Raw genomic sequence first — 17,948 nt, 5'->3', positions numbered from 1 at the left:
TTATTTTTAATTAAAATATTGATAGAATAATATAATAAGCTGCTAGCAAAGCTTAAACATTTACATTAAGTAATAGATTACTTGTTAAAATATTAACACCTTTATGTTCGAAACTGAAATTAAAAATTTCTATTAGTAATAGAAAATTTTTATTAATACAAAATATCAATTAATATGCACATTAGATAATTGTAAATTACAGCCTACTTATTCTATAAAAACTAAATAGAGATACTGAATAAATCTATTTCATTGCAAAACAAAAGACCCACGAAAATCGAAATTTCAGATTTTCGTGGGTTTCATGGTGAAGGCTAAACACGGAATATAAAATCCAGCAATAAAGAACTTTTCTTTTTTGATCTTTTATAGGTTCCATTTCCTAAATCATCTGCATATACGTATATAAATCCATAACATTTACTCATTTGAGAATTATAATAATTCCTGCATTTTATCTGACTAAATTTTCACCATTACTCTCTATAATTTGTTTATAATAATTATAACTTTCTTTTCTCCTACGATTTAATGTTCCACTGCCATCATTATTTCTGTCTACATATACAAATCCATAGCGTTTTTTCATTTCTCCAGTACCTGCTGAAACAATATCTATAGGTCCCCACCAGGTATAACCTAATATGTTTGCTCCATCTTCTATTGCTTCTTTCATCATGATTACATGCTCTTTTAAATACTCCATTCTCTCATCATCATGAATCTTTCCATCCTCAGCAATTTCATCACTAGTACCCAAACCATTTTCTACAATGAATAATGGCTTATGATAACGATCTGTAAGTTCATTACATACATAACGTAATCCTAATGGATCTATTGGCCATCCCCACTTACTTTCTTTTAAATATGGATTTTTCTTTCCCAATAATCCTCCAGTATTGCCAAGAATCTTCATTCCTGCTTCATGTAAAGATGAACGGTAATAACTAAATCCTAAGTAATCACAAACACCCTTTTTCAAAATTTCTTTATCTTCTGCTTCCATTTCTATAGAAATATTGTTTTCCTTTGCTATACGATTAAAGTATGCTGGATACTCTCCAAGAAGCTGAATATCACTATAAAATAGCGAACGACGACGCAACTCATAGGATTCAAAAACATCTTCTGGCTTACAGCTGGCTGGATAAATTGGAGATAAAGAAAGCATACATCCAATTTTGAATTCTTCATTAATATCATGACCCATTATAACAGCTTTGGCACTTGCCACTAACATATTGTGACTAGCCTTATAAATATCTTGAAGCTTGCTTTCATCTTCCTTTACTTCAATTGCAGCTGCAATAAGTGGTAGTGTATGAGCATGATTTATTTCATTAAATGTCATCCAATATTTTACTTTGTGTTTATATCTGTTAAATATAACCTCACAAAAATTTATATAGAAATCTATTAACTTTCTATTTTTCCAACCACCATATTTTTTTATTAAGTTAAGTGGTGTTTCAAAATGTGAAATTGTGATAACAGGTTCCATATTATACTTTAGCAATTCATCAAACAAATTATCGTAAAATTCTAATCCCTTTTCATTTGGCTCTGCTTCATCTCCATTTGGGAAAATACGGCTCCAGGCAATTGATGTTCTAAAGCACTTCATGCCTAATTCTGATAATTCTTTTAAATCTTCTTTATAAGTATGATAGAAATCAATTGCCCTATGACTCGGATAATATTTATCATCTTCTATGTTTAAAGATACATCCTTGAAACGATCCTTCCCAACAGGAAGTACGTCTGCAATACTTAACCCTTTCCCATCTTCATTAAAAGCGCCTTCAGCCTGGTTAGCTGCAATTGCTCCACCCCATAAAAATTCTTTTGGGAATCCCATATTTATGCCTCCTTAATTTTCAACTTTATAACTCTCTCTTCATTAGTTACATGACGATATTCGTCTATATTTATATCATTAAATATTTCACTATTAGTTATAATCATCATTGTTGTTATATCATAATCTTTTTCCTTTATTGCTTCTAAATCAAATTCAATTAATTTTTGTCCACATTTTACACTTTCACCTTGATTAACAAGCATTTTAAAATGCTCCCCTTTTAATTCAACTGTGTTTATGCCAACGTGGATTAATATCTCTACACCATCACTTGATTTAATTCCAATTGCATGACCTGTTGGAAATGCCACTTCAATTGTTCCATCAATTGGTGCTGTTATTACACCATTTTCAGGTATAAAAGCAACTCCTTCTCCCATTGCCTTACCTGCAAAAACTGCATCCCTAACTTCTTCTATATTAATCATTTCTCCTTGAACACATGAAACTAATTCTAAATCATTATCATGATTCTTCTTAGATTCTGAAGTTGTTTTTCCTTCATCAAAACCAAAAAAGTATGTTAATGCTGCTGAAATTGTAAACGCCATAGCTATACCTATTATATAAATTGTAAAAGTTTCTCCGAAGAAAGCTGGTAATGTTGTTAATGCAGGAAATACATATACAATTGCCTTAGTTTGAAACATTCCCATAAATGCTCCTGCAATTCCGCCTGCTATTGTCTGTGCAATTAAAGGCTTTTTATATTTTACTGATAAACCATATACAATAGGTTCTGTAATTCCACCCAATAATGCCGGAACCAAAGATGATGCTGCAAGACCTCTTGTTTCCTTATTTTTAGAACGAAGAAACACTCCTAAAGCAACACCTGCACTAGCAAATGTTGCAGCTGCAATCATTGGTCTTATAACATCATAACCAAGATTTGAAAGATTGTTGATCATTATTGGAACAACTCCCCAATGGATACCCAACATAACTAAATATGTCCATCCTGCACCTACAATAAGTCCTGCTAACAATCCACTACTACTACTTAAGGTATTAATTACATATCCCAATCCATTACCTAGTGTTACTCCAATTGGTCCAATTACTATTACAGCTAGTGGTACCATAATTAATAAAGCCACCATTGATAATGCAAATATTTCTATGCTTTTAGGAATAAATTTCTTTAAGAATTTTTCTAAATATGAATATGCCCAAATAGTTAAAATTGCAGGAATAACAGTCCCTGAATATCCCATCAGTACAACTGGAATACCAGCAAAATATGCCATATCTCCATTTGCTTTCATTAATCCTGTAAAATTAGGTTCCATTAACGCTCCAATTATTGCAACTGAAATAAATGGATTGACCTTAAAAGTTTTTGCTGCACTAAACGCTAAAAATAATGGTAAGAAATAGAATACACTATTTCCAGCAGCACTTAATATTTTATAAGTACTTCCTGCTTTATCCATAAGTCCATATGTTGTTAAAATTACAAGAACTGCCTTAATCATACCCGATCCAGCAAGCGCTATTATTATTGGAGTAAAAATAGATGCCATTGTATTAAACGCACGAGTTAATATATTTCCAGATGGCTTTTCTTCTATATCACTTGTTTTAATTTCACTTTTAATTTGAGGATACATTTTTAATACTGCATCAAAAACATCTGCTACTTCATTTCCAATAACAACTTGAAATTGACCATTTCCTTCAACTACAGTTAATACACCTTTTATATTTTTAATTGATTCCTTATCTGCTTTTGACGTATCCTTTAACTTAAATCTTAATCTAGTTACACAATGGAACAGGCTATTAATATTCTCCACGCCTCCAACCTTATCAACTACTTCTCTTACAAGTTGCTCATAATTCTTCTTTGCCATAGTTCTTCCTCCTATAATAACTATATTTTTGATACCGGTTACATCGATGTAACATAATTATAGCATTCACAATTACTATAACTTTTAATTTCGATTTTAAGAAACTTTATGACAAAAAAAAAAAAGTGTGGTATAATTAAATATTTACTCACACTTGATCTATCTCTTTCTTTCTTTTTCTATATCTAATTGCAATAAAATCAGTAATTACTTGAAATAATATTGAATGAGTCTGCACACTTGATGCATGCTGAAAAGTAATACATAGGTCTACATAAGGATGCTTTTCCATTTCCTTATTAGCTGTAATTACAACAATTTTAGCCTTAGTTTGTTTAAAAATATTTTTATCAACATTTCCTGCCATCAACTGGTACTTTTTTATATAATCTCCTGAGTTAGTAAATATAATAACCAAAGTGTCTTCATCTGAATTTTTAATATACTCATTTTGCTCTACATCATTTATGTGTGTAATAATGTATTTTTCATTATAAGCAAGTTTTATTTGTAAATCCATTGCTGCAGATTCTGAATATAAAAGTCCGAAAGCTGCCACTTTATCATATTTTATTAAATCTTCAACTAATTCATCTATCTTATTCATATCAACACTAGATTTTGCTAATTTTAAATCATCTATAATCACATCTATATATTCCTCTTTAGTGTGGTTTTCCATATAACTTAAAATATTATCACTATAATTTAAATAATTAGAATATTTATCGCTTTTATAAGAAGATGCCAACTTTAATTCTAGAAAATCATCAAATCCTATATATCTCGTAAATTTAGAAATCGTTGATTTAGAAACAAAACACAAATCTGCAACTTCTGATATTGTCATATCTTTTATAGATGCAAAATTACACAATAAAATATTTGCTATATGATAATATGTTGAGTCTTCCTTCCCATTATTCAAAATTATTAATAATCTATTTAATAGTGTACCCAAGTCCATCCCTGCCTTAATCATTTATATTCAGCCAAAGTTCAACTGTTAATCTAATCACCTATTTTATTAGATTTAATCCAATTTATCAATAATAAATATGTATTTTTTATTTGTTGCCTTACTAATAAAATTTTTTTACTTTTAATAATATTATTCTACATTTACGTGATTCTTTGAGACTTCACTATCTGATAAATTATCTTTTTTACTTATTAATAAGCATATCTCATCTAAAACTATATGAACAGATTGATCAAATAAAGAGCTTAAAAGTTGAATTGATGCAATACCATTATCATTTTTTGTTTTTCCTGGAACCTCAAGCATAAAATTTGATATTTTTGCAAGAGGAGAATCTTTTTTACTTGTAACTCCAATTAAAGTTAGTCCAATGTCTTTTGCTGCTTTTGCATTGCTTAATGTATTTTTTGTTTTTCCAGAACCAGATATTGCAACATATATATCACCCTTTTTTAATGCAGGTGTTATTGTTTCTCCCATTACATACGAATTATAACCAATATGCATTAAACGCATTGCAAATCCTTTTGCTTGGAATCCACTCCTTCCTTCTCCATCAACAAAAATTCTTATTTCCTTTTTAAAAACGCTTACTATTTTTTTTATTTCCTCTTCATCTACTTTTGCTATTACCTCCTTAATTTCTTCTAATATTTGATCTATTGTTCTCATTTCCCCATTGCCTCCTTAAATTGTTTTGCTTTTTGTACCGGATTTTCTGCATTGGTAATTGCAGAACCTACTATAACCAATTCTATATTATGTTTGCTTAACTCTTGGATACAATCTAAAGTAATCCCTCCTGCAACAGCAATTCTACTGACTTGTGGAAATCTTTCTTTAAATTCTTTTACTGTTTCTGCTGGATTTAATAATTTTTCTCTATCAATAGACGCATGTATACAGTAAATAGCATTTTTAAAATGTGATATTTCTTTAATCTTTTCATCTGAACATTGCAATAAATCTATCATCATTGTCCCATTATTTTGTTCAGAAACTTCATAACATTTATCTATAGTTTCTAATGCTGCACTTCCCATTACAGTTAAAATATCAAAACCTTGTTTAAAGCCTTGTTTAAACTCATAAGCACCTTCATCACTAGTCTTAATATCTCCTAATAATTTTGATGTATTTTTTTTACTAGTCAACTCTTTTAGCTCCAAAAGTCCATAATCCTTAATTAACGAGGTTCCAATTTCAATAACATCTGCTAATCCATCAAATATTTCGGTTAAGTTTTTTGCCTTTTCAAAAGAGACTCTATCTATAGCAACTTGTAACTTCATTTTATCCTCCTTGTTGAATATTTTAAATGAATTTGAACTGGAATTTCTTATAAATTTAATAAATTATGAAGACAGAGGATTTTTTACATCTGCTCTAATTTCAGACTTAATACTATTTATCTATATTACCTGCCTTCATAATTCATATCTTAACCTAAAATATTGTTGCTTTCAAACACAATTTCTTCACCTCTTATAATAATTTATAATAAGGATAAAGATATTGCTGTCTATCTTTATCCTTATTCAAAGTAAATCTTAATTAATTTAATACTGGCCAGTACTCTTTATTTGCTTCTATTAATTCATCTAATATTTGTTTAGCAACTGTTGCACTAGGGACTGTCTTAGAAAGCGTTATAGCTTGCCACAATTTTTGATAGGATTTTTCTATCCAAGCTTCAACAACTAGCTTTTCTACTGACACTTGTTGCTCCATTAATCCTTTTTGGAATTGTGGAATCTTTCCTAATGCTAATGGTTCTGGTCCATTACTTCCTACAATACATGGTATTTCAACCATTGCTGTAGGCTCAAAGTTTTCTAAAGCTCCATTATTAGGTACTATTAGTAACATTCTAGCATGAGTGTTATATGCAATGGCTCTAGCTAAATCCACTATATAAGAAGCATGTTCATCTATTTCCAATTCACAACCTTCTGTGGATTTATTTTTAATAACCTTTCTACATTCTCCAAATACAAATTTTTCACGTCCATCCATTACTTCATTTGCTCTTGTATATTCTTTATCAGAATGCTCAACTACATAGTCTGGGAACAAATAATATTTTAAATAAGTGTTTGGTAATGTGCTCGGATCTATTGCATATACATCTTTAGCTTTGGCAAAAGTATCATTCCAACTAGCATCAGTATGTTGAGTATCTCCCTTATCTGCTACATAACCATATTTTGCAACGTGTTCTTTTAATTTTGGCATCAAGTCGTTACCATCTTTATCACGTATATCTGACCACCACCCAAAGTGGTTAAGTCCATAATACTTAACTGTCATTTCTTTTCTTGACTCTAAGCCTAATATTTCTGCCATTCTTGTTTCTATTCCTATTGGCATATCACAGATGTTTAATATCTTTGAGTTCGACCTTAGTCTTCTTGTTGCCTCTGCAACTATTGCTGCTGGATTCGAGTAATTTAGCATCCATGCATTTGGTGAATATTTTTCCATATAGTCAAGGATTTCAATAACTCCACCTATAGATCTCATTCCATAAGCCATTCCTCCTGGTCCACAAGTTTCTTGTCCAACAACTCCATATTTTAATGGAATTTTTTCATCTAACTCACGCATTGCATATTTACCAACTCTTATATGAGCCATAACAAAATCAACATCTGTAAAGGCTTCTTCTGGATCTGTTGTTGCAAGGAATTCTATTTCAGGTGCCTTTTCTTTTAAAATTATCTCACAAGCTCCAGCTACTATTGCTTGTCTTTCCTTGTCGTTATCGTAAAATTTAAGTTTTCTTAAAGGAAACTTATCTAGATTGTCTAATAGCATTAATACTATCCCTGGAGTAAAAGTACTTCCTCCACCTGCTATTACTATTGAAAATTTTTTCATAATTTTTTCCTCCTTAAATTGAAATACATTTTTTTATTTATTAACTTTAATTAAACAATACAAGTATTTTTACCTTAAACACTTTGCTTTAATATTATATTAAATTAATTTTTTTACATTAACTTATAGCTTTTTAAGTAAACCTTCAAACTCCTCCCTCACTTGAGGAACTGACAATCCAACTATAACTTGAATAGCTTTTCCATTCCTTACCACTCCATGAGCTCCAGCTTCTTTGAATACACTATCTGGTGCTAATTTACTTTCATCTTTTATTGATATACGCAATCTAGTGGCACAATTAGTAACATCATCAATATTTTCACTTCCACCTAAAGCTTGCAAGAATTGCAAAGCTTGACTTCCATCTGATGAATCATTCTTAACTTCTCCTGATTCACCTTTTTTTGCTTTATAATCAGCTTTAGTATAAAGTTTTGCCTCTTCGTCATCTGGTTCACGCCCTGGAGTAGCAAAGTTGAACTTTATTATCAAGAAACGGAATACTAAGAAATATATAACTGTAAAGCATAACCCTATTACTATTTGAGTTATATAAGTACCTGGATGATATTTGAATAATGGTAGCCAGTTCTGTGCAAACCAATCAATTAATCCACCTCCAAAATTACCTACAACACCAAATGCATATTCTGTTGCTGCTAAAGTTGCAGCCAACACAGCATGCACTGCAAACAATGCTGGAGCTATAAATAAGAATGTGAATTCAAGTGGCTCAGTAATACCAGCCACAATAGCTGTTATTGCTGCAGGTATAAGCAAACCAGCCACAATTTTTTTCTTCTCAGGTTTAGCAGTTGTGTAGATAGCTAATGCTATACCTGTACATCCAAATATCTTAGATGACCCATGAAGTGCAAACCCACCAGCTGGAAACATTTCTTTTAATGAATGTGCACTTGTTGCAAAATCTGCTAAATGTTTCGGCCAATATGAAGCAATACCATCTGGAACTACTGCTGGTCCAAAAATAAACGGTCCATAAATGAAGTGATGTAATCCTGTTGGAATCAAAATACGTTCTAAAAATGTATAAATCCATACACCAATAACTCCAGATGAAGCTAAAAATCCTTGTAGTGCCCCTATTCCGCCTTGAACCTTTGGCCAAACCAAACACATCAATAAAGCAGTTGGAATCATTACGAAAAATCCTATCATTGCTACAAAAACTGAACCTTGGAATATTCCTAAATAAGCTGGCAATCTCTTTTCAAAGAACTTACCATGTAGATATACAGCTATACCTGCAATTAAAATTGCACCTATCATTCCAGTATCAAGAGTCTTTATACCTGCAATCATTGCAAGTCCACTTGATATCCCATCAGTAACTCCAGGTGGTAAATCAAAGTTAACACCAAAGCTTGAACCTGAAAGAGTAAGGATAGCATTAATAAAATAATTAAATGTTAAATAGATTAATAAAGCTTCTAGACAAGCACGTGCTTGCGCTTTTTTAGCTAAGACAATTGGTAATCCAACTACAAACAATAATGGTAATTGATTAAATACTGTCCACCCACCTTGTTGGACCACATACCAAAAGCTATACCATGCTGTACCTTTGGTTGCTATTGATCCCATAATATCTGGATTTGTAAACAAAATAGAAAATCCAACAACCATACCATAAAAGGCAAAGAATAAAACTGGAACAAACATCGCAGCTCCAAAGCGTTGAATTTTTCGCATCATTTTTATGACCCCCTTAAGAATTTTTTATCAATAATTATTGTAATAATTTCAAGAAAGCAATCTTCTTACAGCCTTAGCTTTCTTTAAGTTGTATTAAATTTTTTATTTACAATTTAACAAAAATTAATTGTGTTTATAATTTAAATTTTTTTATCAAGATATCTTGTATGAGCTAATATTAACAATTACTTAAACCCTTTTCAATGCTTTTAATCCACTTACTTCCTATGTGCATTTTTAAGTCATTTGCACAAAATTTGTGCATTCGCACAGGTTATATTTCTTCAATTTTCTTTATACAAACCAAAAAAGTTGACACATAAATATTGTGCCAACTTTTTATTCATATATACACTTTATAATATTGTACCATCTTCTTTTAAGTGCCCTAAATACGTGATATATTTTAAGAATAACATTTCTATTAAGATGAAGTACTGACCTACATTTTCAAAAGTAACCACATCTTTTATCCTTATATGCTTTGTAATTATGTATAAATTCTGTTCACATAATCTTGCTACTGGATTATCTGTTAACTTTGTAATAGAAATGGAAGGTATATTTTTAGCCTTCACTTTTTTTACATGTTCCACTGCTGACTTTTTTTCACCAGATAGCGATATAATTACAATTAAATCTTCTTCTGTAGCTGTTTCTAGCACTGTATCCATTTCACCTTCTCCATGCAATGTAACGAAAAACTTATTTACACTAAGAAAGTGTCTTTTAAGTTCGTTTGCTGCTGCGATTTGCACAGTTCCAGTTCCATAAACAAAAAGATTTTTTGCACGATAAATCATACGACATATTTCCAAGACATCCTTCTCTTTCATTTCATTTATTGTTCTGTAGTAATCTTGATACACTTCTTCTACACTACTATCTTTAATATTATCATTCTCATTAAATTCTAATTTCAGCCTTACTTTAAACTCTCCAAACCCTTCTAAAGATAGTTTCTGAGTAAATCTAGAAATTGTTGTTCTTGAAATATTACATTTCTTTGCTAGTTCGTCAATAGACATTCTACAACATTCACGTTTATTGTTACATATATATTTCCATATATAACGGTCATTTTCATTTAGCTTATCATAATTATTATTAACCAGTTCTTCTAATTTCATATTTACTCCCTATCTTTAAACAAATATTTCTCTACATTATAGCATTCTAAACGTTTTCCGTAAACATCAATACATCGCTTATATTACTAGGATAGCATATGAAATATCCCACGAAAATCCAATATTTATATTTTCGTGGGTTTCATGGAGGAAGCGAAGCGTGAAATTATAAATTCACTAACTATTAGAAATTGTGATTAGTAATAAATTTATAAATTATACCATATTTTCTTTTTCATTATGATTATCATTCCATTTTGAGTATAAAAGAAATAAACTTAATATTAGCGCAATTACAAAGAAGATAGTAAAAAACTTGAAACTAGAATCTATTGAACTAACTAGATTGCCATTAATATTTATGCTGTTTAAATTTCCTATTCCTATGATGGCTTTTGAAACTACATCAGCAGGTATAACAACTTCTATTGTTAATATCGCTAATGTCTGGCTTAATGCTTTACCAACATTCATAATAGTGTAATGCATACCTGATGCTGAACCAGATTGCTCTTTAGGAACCGCTGATAATATAGTTTTTGCTAATGAAGGCCAAGCCAAACCATTTGCTATTGATAATAATATTAGTGGAGTAACTATAGCTGAAATTGATAATTCATCTTCAAGATTTCCAAGAAAGAATATTCCTATAATAAGAAATATAATTCCAAAGGTGAGAGTCTTTAATGATCCAATATGATCTACAAGTTTCCCTGCAAAAGGACCAATTACAAGCTGTGGTACAGATAGTGAGATCATTAACAGGCCTGACATAGTAGGACTTAAATGTAATGCACTTTGCAAATATATACTTAACAATAAAGGCAATGAAAAATATGCAATACAATAACATAGTGTAATTACAAGTCCAATTGAATAATTTCTGTATGAAAGCAAATTGAAATTAAATAGTGGATTCTCCACACGCAATTCTGTAATTATAAATGCAATCCATAATAAAATTGCAGTTATTAATAGCCCTAAAGTTTCATAAGATAACCATCCTAATGATTGTCCTTCTGAAAGCACTACCATTGTTAATACTAATCCTAAGCTAAACGTTATTATCCCAGTGAAATCATTTTTTTGCTTCATATTAAGTTCAGTTTCTTTCATTACTAAAAGCGCTCCGATTATGCAAAGAAGTACAAAAGGTACTGTGATAAAAAATATTGAACGCCATCCTAACTGGGTAATTAAAACGCCTCCAACTACAGGTCCAACTATTGCTCCAATAACCCATGAAGTAGCATTGATACTTAAAGCAAGTCCAAGTTGGCTACTAGGAAAAGTCTTAACTATAGTTGGAGTTGCAGTTGCCGTAGCCAAGGCAGCTCCACTTCCTTGAATTAACCTAAATATATTTAAAGTTAATCCTGTATTTGCAATTCCACAAAGAATTGTACCAACTGCAAAAATTATAAGTCCTATCACAAAAATACGTTTTGTTCCAAATGTATCTGCCCACTTTCCAGCAGGTAATATTAGTACTGTACTTGCAATAATATAACCTGTAATTATCCATAAGCCTGAAGTCATCGAAATATTTAACCCTTCCATCATCTTAGGTAATCCTATTATCACTATAGTTGAATCTAAATTTGTAATAAATGAAACCAATGTAACAACAAGTAAAATACTCCATTTGTGTGTTTTTAAATTTGTCATATAATCTCCTTATCTATAAATGGAATAAATTTTCGGCTGCAAATAAAACTTTATATGGTTTATCCCATCGAAGCCATTTAATTTTATTTTCTACCTATAGTTTACAATGAATTATATATCATGTAAAATGATTATATCAGATACAAAGAATCACTTTTAATGATTTATAAATCGAGGTGAAAAAATGGAAAGTAATGAATTAAGAATTTTCAGAACTGTTGCCCAAACAGGCAGCATAACGAAGGCTGCCAAAGCCTTAGGCTATGTTCAATCTAATGTCACAGCTAGAATTCAGCAATTAGAATCTGATTTAAACACACAACTTTTTTATAGACAACGTGGTATGATTTTAACTCCTACTGGTGAAAAATTACTCACTTATGCTGAGAAAATAATTTATTTATTAGATGAAGCTGAGAAAGCTATACAGGATTCTTGTGAACCCTCTGGAAGTTTGTCCATTGGTGCCATTCACACAGTATCTGCTATCCGTCTCCCTGAACTCCTAGCTAAATATCATAAAATCTATCCCAAAGTCGATTTATCTCTTACAACAAGTCAATCAGATGAACTTATTTATAAGGTAAATCACTTTCAGTTAGATGGTGCTTTTGTCAAAAACACTTCTCTTATTGATGACAATTTTGTAAAGGAACTTGAATTTGAAGAAAATTTAGTACTTATATCTAATCCTAAATATACTAATATTGAAGATCTATATTGCAAGCCCTTAATAATGAGTACAGCAGGGTGCCCTAATAGAATACAACTTGAAAACTGGCTTAAATCGCAAGGAATTTATAATATCAGATATATAGAATTTAATAATTTGAATTCTATTATTGAAGGTGTGATGGCTGATTTAGGTACATCACTCGTGCCTAAATCCACTATTGATGATTATGAAAAAAGAGGTCTTATCAAATCATTTTCTATATCTGAGAAATATAATACTACAAGAACATTTTTTATAAGACGAAAGAATTCTCTAATGACTAGTTCCCTTTCAAAGTTTATAGAAATAATTGAACAAAATACATCATATAAAAGACTTTAAACTCTCACCTAATAAAATAAACCCACGGTAATATTTAAATAAATATTGTCGCGGGTTTCAATGTGGATGCGAAGCATTACCTTTAAATCCACTATAAACTTTACTGCTTTTCTCTCCTTCCTGCTCCAGCATATCTATTTTTTTACTTAACTCTGTATCCTGTGAATCCATTTTCAACTGACTATTAAGAATTATAATTAACATTATCTTATTATAAAAATGAACTTATCCTTCAATTTCCTCAGTAAGCTTAACTATCTCATCGATTATGTTCCCTATATATTCAATCGTATCAATAAGCGGTTTATCTGTTGTTATATCTACTCCTGCCATTTTTGCAAGCTCTACTGGTGTTTTAGTTGCACCTGCTGTAAGTACTTCTCTCCATTCTTCTATTGCTTTATTGCCTTCTTCTAATATTCTCTTGCTTACTTCTGTGGCAATAGTAAGACCTGCACTATATGTGTAAGAATAAAGACCCATATAATAATGTGGCTGTCTCATCCAGGTTAATTCTGCTCCATCTATTAGCTCTACATCTTCTCCCCAGAATTTTTCAAGTATTTCCTTTTTTATTTTACTAAGAGTTGAAGCCTGAATACTTCCACCTACATCAATTATTTTGTAAACTTCTCTTTGATAAGCTGCTTCTAAAAGATGAGTTACAAAATTATGATAATAGGTATGCCCAATCATTGAGGATAAAACCCATCTTCTAAATCTTTTATCCTCACTACTATTTAAAAGATAATTTGCCATAAGAAGCTCATTCATAGTAGATGGTGCTTCTACAAAATATCCCGAAACATCTGTGTCAAATACATTTTGATTTTCGTTACATAATTTAAAGTGGCCTGCATGCCCAAGTTCATGGGCTAATGTAAACACCTCTGCCATCTTTTCGCTCCAGGATAACAATATGAAGGAATGGCTTCCATAAGGACTTGCACAAAATCCCCCTGTTGATTTACCCTTATTTTGTGCAAAGTCAATCCATCTTTCATCATAAGCTGCTTTAACCATTTCTAAGTAATCATCACCTAATATCGCTAAAGCATCCTCAATATACTTTTTAGATTCTTCTATAGTAACATTGGGATCATATTCTGGGTCAACTGCAATCTTTAAGTCTGCAAAAGTCATTTTATCAAGTTTATGTATTTTCTTTAAAAGTTTTGCATACTTTCGCATATGATGTGATAGCTTCTCCATTATAAGATCTATCTGTCTGTTATATAAATCCCTGTCAACCTTTTGAGGAAATAATAAACTATCTATAACTGAATCAAAGCCTCTTAATGTAGCCAGCGTTTTTTCTTTCTGCACTTGAAGCTGATAAGCTGCTGCTGTAGTATATTGATATTCTCTTAACTTATCACTAAAGGCTTTAAATGCAGCTCTTCTAATTTTTGCATCAGTTTCATATTCGTATTCATTTTCAAAAAGTGCATAACCAAGAGGATATTCATTGTTCCCAACAGAAAAACTCTTAAAATCCATATCTGCATGCTTAGCCTGCTCATAAACTTTATAAGGTCCTTCCAAAGTTCCAGATAAAGCTGCTAAAACTCTTTCTACTTCTGGATGAAGTGCATATCCTTTCTCTCTTTTTTTATTTTTTAAATAATTACTGTTTTCTTTAGATGCACTTATTGCAATCTCTAAAACTTCATCATCTACTTGAATAATCTCACTTTCTATAAAACTTAGTCTACTTTCAATGTCAGCTATTATATTTATCATTTTGGAATATTTATCTTGATTTTCATTATTTGTATAATCCACTGATAACGAAAGCTCTACATAAGAACTTGTAAGATACTTAAGTTGATATAATTTTTTTAGTTTATCTAAGCATTCGTTAATCTTATTTGCTGTATTCAATTTACCTTTATAATCTTCTTCTATTTTTAAAGCAAGTTCTTTCATTTCACTTACAGCACTCTCAAATTTTTCATCTGTGGCATAAATAGCAGTTAAATCCCAAGTAATATTCTGATCTACGTCTTTTCTTTCTTTAAGAATTTTTTTCATTAATAATGCCCCCTTTTTATGTCTTTCCTATAACTTGTATTTTATATCTTTTTGATTATTCAGTCTACTTTAATTATGTATTAGTAGTACATGCATACGAGAATTTATATAATTAGAAAAATTTATACTATACTTATCTTATAAATTTAATCAATAAATATTGATTAAGAGAATGTCAAAAAGAAAGAGCCTACACCAACATTTTTACTTATGCGTGTATAGGCTCTTCTTCTTTGTATATGACACCTTGACAGTTTATACCGTCAGTTGTTTAGGCTAGAATAGGTAAGTTAAATTTATTATTTTAATTATCTAAACATTAACTATTTCATTTCATCAATTGCAGTTTTACCAGCAATTCTTCCAAAGGTAAATATATCAGTTAATGCATTACCGCCAAGACGGTTACCTGCATGGATACCTCCAGCAACTTCTCCAGCAGCATAAAGATTTTTAATTGGTTTATCATTTTCATCTAATACGTGGGCTTTAGTGTCTATCTTAAGTCCACCCATTGTATGATGAACTGCTGGCTTTCTAGGAGTCGCATAAAACGGTCCCTTTTCAACTTTTAAGCTAAATGTATCCTTATGGAATTCAGGATCAAATCCTGCATCAACATATGAATTATATTTATTAATAGTATCTATAAGAACTGCAGGATCCATACCAACTTTTACTGCTAGCTCTTCTAGTGTATCTGCTCTAAATAGAGTACCAGCTTCTACTTGACGGTCTAGCTTTTCTTGACTTGTATTAGCTGCGCCTTTCTTTATTTCATCATCAGCTATAAGGTAGAATAAACCACCTTGGTCAATAGCCGCTTTTGTTAAAACATCTCTTCCAGAGAATTCATTAATAAATCTCTTTCCTTCTTTATTTACCATTACAAAGTTTTCAGGTGGCACTTGAACTCCGCTGAATAATTCACCAGTTTCTGGGTCAGCTACAGGCATCATTTGAGTAAATCCCATTCCTGTAAGTGCTGCACCTACTGTTTTACCAAGCAATATTCCGTCACCAGTCATAGCATAAGAATTGGTAGTTCTTATATTATCATCAATTTCAGCCCAGTAAGTGTTATATTCTTTTAGCATCTTTGTATTAGCACCAAAACCACCACTTGCAAGCACTACTGCTTTAGCATGAACAGTTATCTTTTGGCCATTGACACCAGTTGCTATTACTCCTTTTATTTCACCATCTTCTATGATAAATTCTTTTACAGGGCTATCAGTAATGATTTTTCCTGAATTATCTTGCACATATTTTGATAATGCAAGTATAAATGCTGTACCATAGCTTTTAGTAGGCTTATGACCACGACGCCATAATGCACCAACAGGAGCAAACACTATGCTCTTATCATACTCAACCCCTATTTCTTCTAGCCATTTAACACTTTCTAAAGCTCTGTCCGTAAGTATCTTTACTAGGTCATATTGTCCGTATATGGTGTTGCCATTAAGGTCAGTTCTTTTACCACCAAAATATGTTTGCATTCTATGAAGTAGTGGAGAGTCAAATAGATGTCCCTTTTGTGTGTCAAACTTTTCTTTGTAATCAGAAAATTCTTTTCTAAGCGCGCGGAAATCATCTATATATTCTGGATGAATTAAGCTCTCATCTGTAGCTAGTAGTTCTTCAATAGTATGTCTTTCTCCTGGATTTTCTTCAAACTGGCTTTGCCACTCTGGATCTGCAGCATTAACAGGGCCGCCTGAACGTATTGTATTTCCACCTACTGCTGGATATTTCTCAAGAACAATTGCACTTGAACCATTTTGAAGCGCGGTTGCAGCTGCACTTAATCCAGCACCACCTCCACCTACAACTACTACATCACAAGTATATTCTTCATCTACTTTGATTAGGCTGCTAGCAGGCTTTGGACGTCTCTTAAGTATGTCAGGGTTAACTCCTGCAAGCTTAACTGCTTTAGCTACGCCGTCTAGTACAGCATTACTAGTTTCAGAAGCACCAGAAAGAGCATCAACATTTAATGTCTGTCCTTCAATTATTTTATCTGGTATTCTTATAAATGCAACATCTGCAAGACCTTCTGTCTCTCCATCTGTAGTTATATCTATACTTTCTATTCTGTTTTCACTAAAGGATACTTTCATTGGAAGACTTCCACTATGACCTATTGCACTTACCTCATATTCTCCTGGTTTAAAGGTAAACTCTTCTTCTTCGTTAAGCTGATTTGCAATCTTAGAAAAACGCATAAAGCGTAGGAAGCATATTTCTAGAAAGTCTATGGTTCTTTCATCTTTTAGATTATCTTCCTCATCAAATGCTTTATGTGCGCTTCCAAGTAAAAATTCATATCCTGGCATTACATTTGCGTCAACACCTGGTGCATCTAAGATTTGACGAAGATGTAACTGTGCACGAGAAGAGCCTTGAACATCAAGAGAGGCTCCAAGAATCATCACTGGTTTACCAGCAAGTGGATGAAGATCAAAGCTTAGCCATTCAATTAAGCTTTTAAGGCTCGATGGAATTGAGTGATTATACTCAGGAGTAGCTATAATAACACCATCACTTGCTGTAATTTTATCATTAAACATCTGTATAACTTCACTTGAAGACTGATTATCAGATTGATTAAACATCGGAACATCTTTAATCTCAAGTATTTCTATATCTGCCTTTGACTCAAAGTATTTTTTCATAAACTGAAGTAGTTTACGATTATATGAACTCTTTGCATTAGTTCCAGTAATTGCTATAAATTTCATTGATATTAATC

At 31.5% G+C, this 17,948-nt stretch carries 13 protein-coding genes; 1 reads left to right on the top strand and 12 read right to left on the bottom strand.

Features of this window, described 5'->3' with window-relative positions:
• Window positions 1–454 precede the first annotated feature (454 nt).
• The 9 genes from L3B98_RS04075 to L3B98_RS04035 all read right to left on the bottom strand — a co-directional run bounded on the left by L3B98_RS04075 (window position 455) and on the right by L3B98_RS04035 (window position 12,099).
• A complete protein-coding gene (locus L3B98_RS04075; protein ID WP_238915722.1) occupies window positions 455–1,861 on the bottom strand; it encodes a family 1 glycosylhydrolase in 1,407 nt (468 codons plus the stop codon).
• 2 nt (window positions 1,862–1,863) lie between these two features.
• Window positions 1,864–3,720, bottom strand: a complete 1,857-nt coding sequence (locus L3B98_RS04070; RefSeq protein WP_238915721.1) for a beta-glucoside-specific PTS transporter subunit IIABC — start codon at window positions 3,718–3,720, stop codon at window positions 1,864–1,866.
• 148 nt (window positions 3,721–3,868) lie between these two features.
• On the bottom strand, window positions 3,869–4,702 hold the full coding sequence (locus L3B98_RS04065) for a MurR/RpiR family transcriptional regulator (RefSeq protein WP_238915720.1): 834 nt from the start codon (window positions 4,700–4,702) through the stop codon (window positions 3,869–3,871).
• A gap of 129 nt (window positions 4,703–4,831) precedes the next feature.
• Window positions 4,832–5,374, bottom strand: coding sequence for a 6-phospho-3-hexuloisomerase (gene hxlB, locus L3B98_RS04060; RefSeq protein WP_238915719.1), 543 nt, complete (start codon window positions 5,372–5,374; stop codon window positions 4,832–4,834).
• Complete coding sequence (locus tag L3B98_RS04055) at window positions 5,371–5,994, bottom strand: orotidine 5'-phosphate decarboxylase / HUMPS family protein (RefSeq protein WP_238915718.1); 624 nt, start codon at window positions 5,992–5,994, stop codon at window positions 5,371–5,373. Before L3B98_RS04055 ends, hxlB begins: the two co-directional genes overlap by 4 nt.
• A 262-nt stretch (window positions 5,995–6,256) precedes the next feature.
• The gene (locus L3B98_RS04050) at window positions 6,257–7,582 is read right to left on the bottom strand and encodes a 6-phospho-alpha-glucosidase (protein WP_238915717.1); all 1,326 of its coding nucleotides are present in this window, start codon (window positions 7,580–7,582) and stop codon (window positions 6,257–6,259) included.
• Window positions 7,583–7,705: 123 nt separating this feature from the next.
• Window positions 7,706–9,301 carry an alpha-glucoside-specific PTS transporter subunit IIBC gene (locus L3B98_RS04045; RefSeq protein WP_238915716.1) on the bottom strand — a complete coding sequence of 532 codons (1,596 nt, stop codon included), beginning with the start codon at window positions 9,299–9,301 and terminating at the stop codon, window positions 7,706–7,708.
• 356 nt (window positions 9,302–9,657) lie between these two features.
• Complete coding sequence (locus tag L3B98_RS04040) at window positions 9,658–10,431, bottom strand: MurR/RpiR family transcriptional regulator (protein WP_238915715.1); 774 nt, start codon at window positions 10,429–10,431, stop codon at window positions 9,658–9,660.
• 216 nt (window positions 10,432–10,647) lie between these two features.
• On the bottom strand, window positions 10,648–12,099 hold the full coding sequence (locus tag L3B98_RS04035; protein ID WP_238915714.1) for a DHA2 family efflux MFS transporter permease subunit: 1,452 nt from the start codon (window positions 12,097–12,099) through the stop codon (window positions 10,648–10,650).
• A 184-nt stretch (window positions 12,100–12,283) separates the two neighbouring features.
• Here L3B98_RS04035 and L3B98_RS04030 point away from each other — a divergent pair, with 184 nt between their 5' ends.
• Complete coding sequence (locus L3B98_RS04030) at window positions 12,284–13,156, top strand: LysR family transcriptional regulator (RefSeq protein ID WP_238915713.1); 873 nt, start codon at window positions 12,284–12,286, stop codon at window positions 13,154–13,156.
• Window positions 13,157–13,213: 57 nt separating this feature from the next.
• Here L3B98_RS04030 and L3B98_RS04025 read toward each other — a convergent pair whose 3' ends face one another.
• The 3 genes from L3B98_RS04025 to L3B98_RS04015 all read right to left on the bottom strand — a co-directional run bounded on the left by L3B98_RS04025 (window position 13,214) and on the right by L3B98_RS04015 (window position 17,937).
• Window positions 13,214–13,360, bottom strand: a complete 147-nt coding sequence (locus L3B98_RS04025) for a hypothetical protein (RefSeq protein ID WP_238915712.1) — start codon at window positions 13,358–13,360, stop codon at window positions 13,214–13,216.
• A 21-nt stretch (window positions 13,361–13,381) separates the two neighbouring features.
• Window positions 13,382–15,190, bottom strand: coding sequence for an oligoendopeptidase F (pepF, locus tag L3B98_RS04020; protein ID WP_238915711.1), 1,809 nt, complete (start codon window positions 15,188–15,190; stop codon window positions 13,382–13,384).
• Window positions 15,191–15,513: 323 nt separating this feature from the next.
• Window positions 15,514–17,937 carry a flavocytochrome c gene (locus tag L3B98_RS04015; protein ID WP_238915710.1) on the bottom strand — a complete coding sequence of 808 codons (2,424 nt, stop codon included), beginning with the start codon at window positions 17,935–17,937 and terminating at the stop codon, window positions 15,514–15,516.
• Window positions 17,938–17,948: the final 11 nt, after the last annotated feature.

Source organism: Clostridium sp. YIM B02555 (genome assembly GCF_022320955.1).
Classification (GTDB): domain Bacteria; phylum Bacillota; class Clostridia; order Clostridiales; family Clostridiaceae; genus Clostridium; species Clostridium saccharoperbutylacetonicum.
The sequence above is the reverse complement of the archived record's forward strand: the minus strand, read 5'-3'. Positions and strand labels throughout refer to the sequence as shown.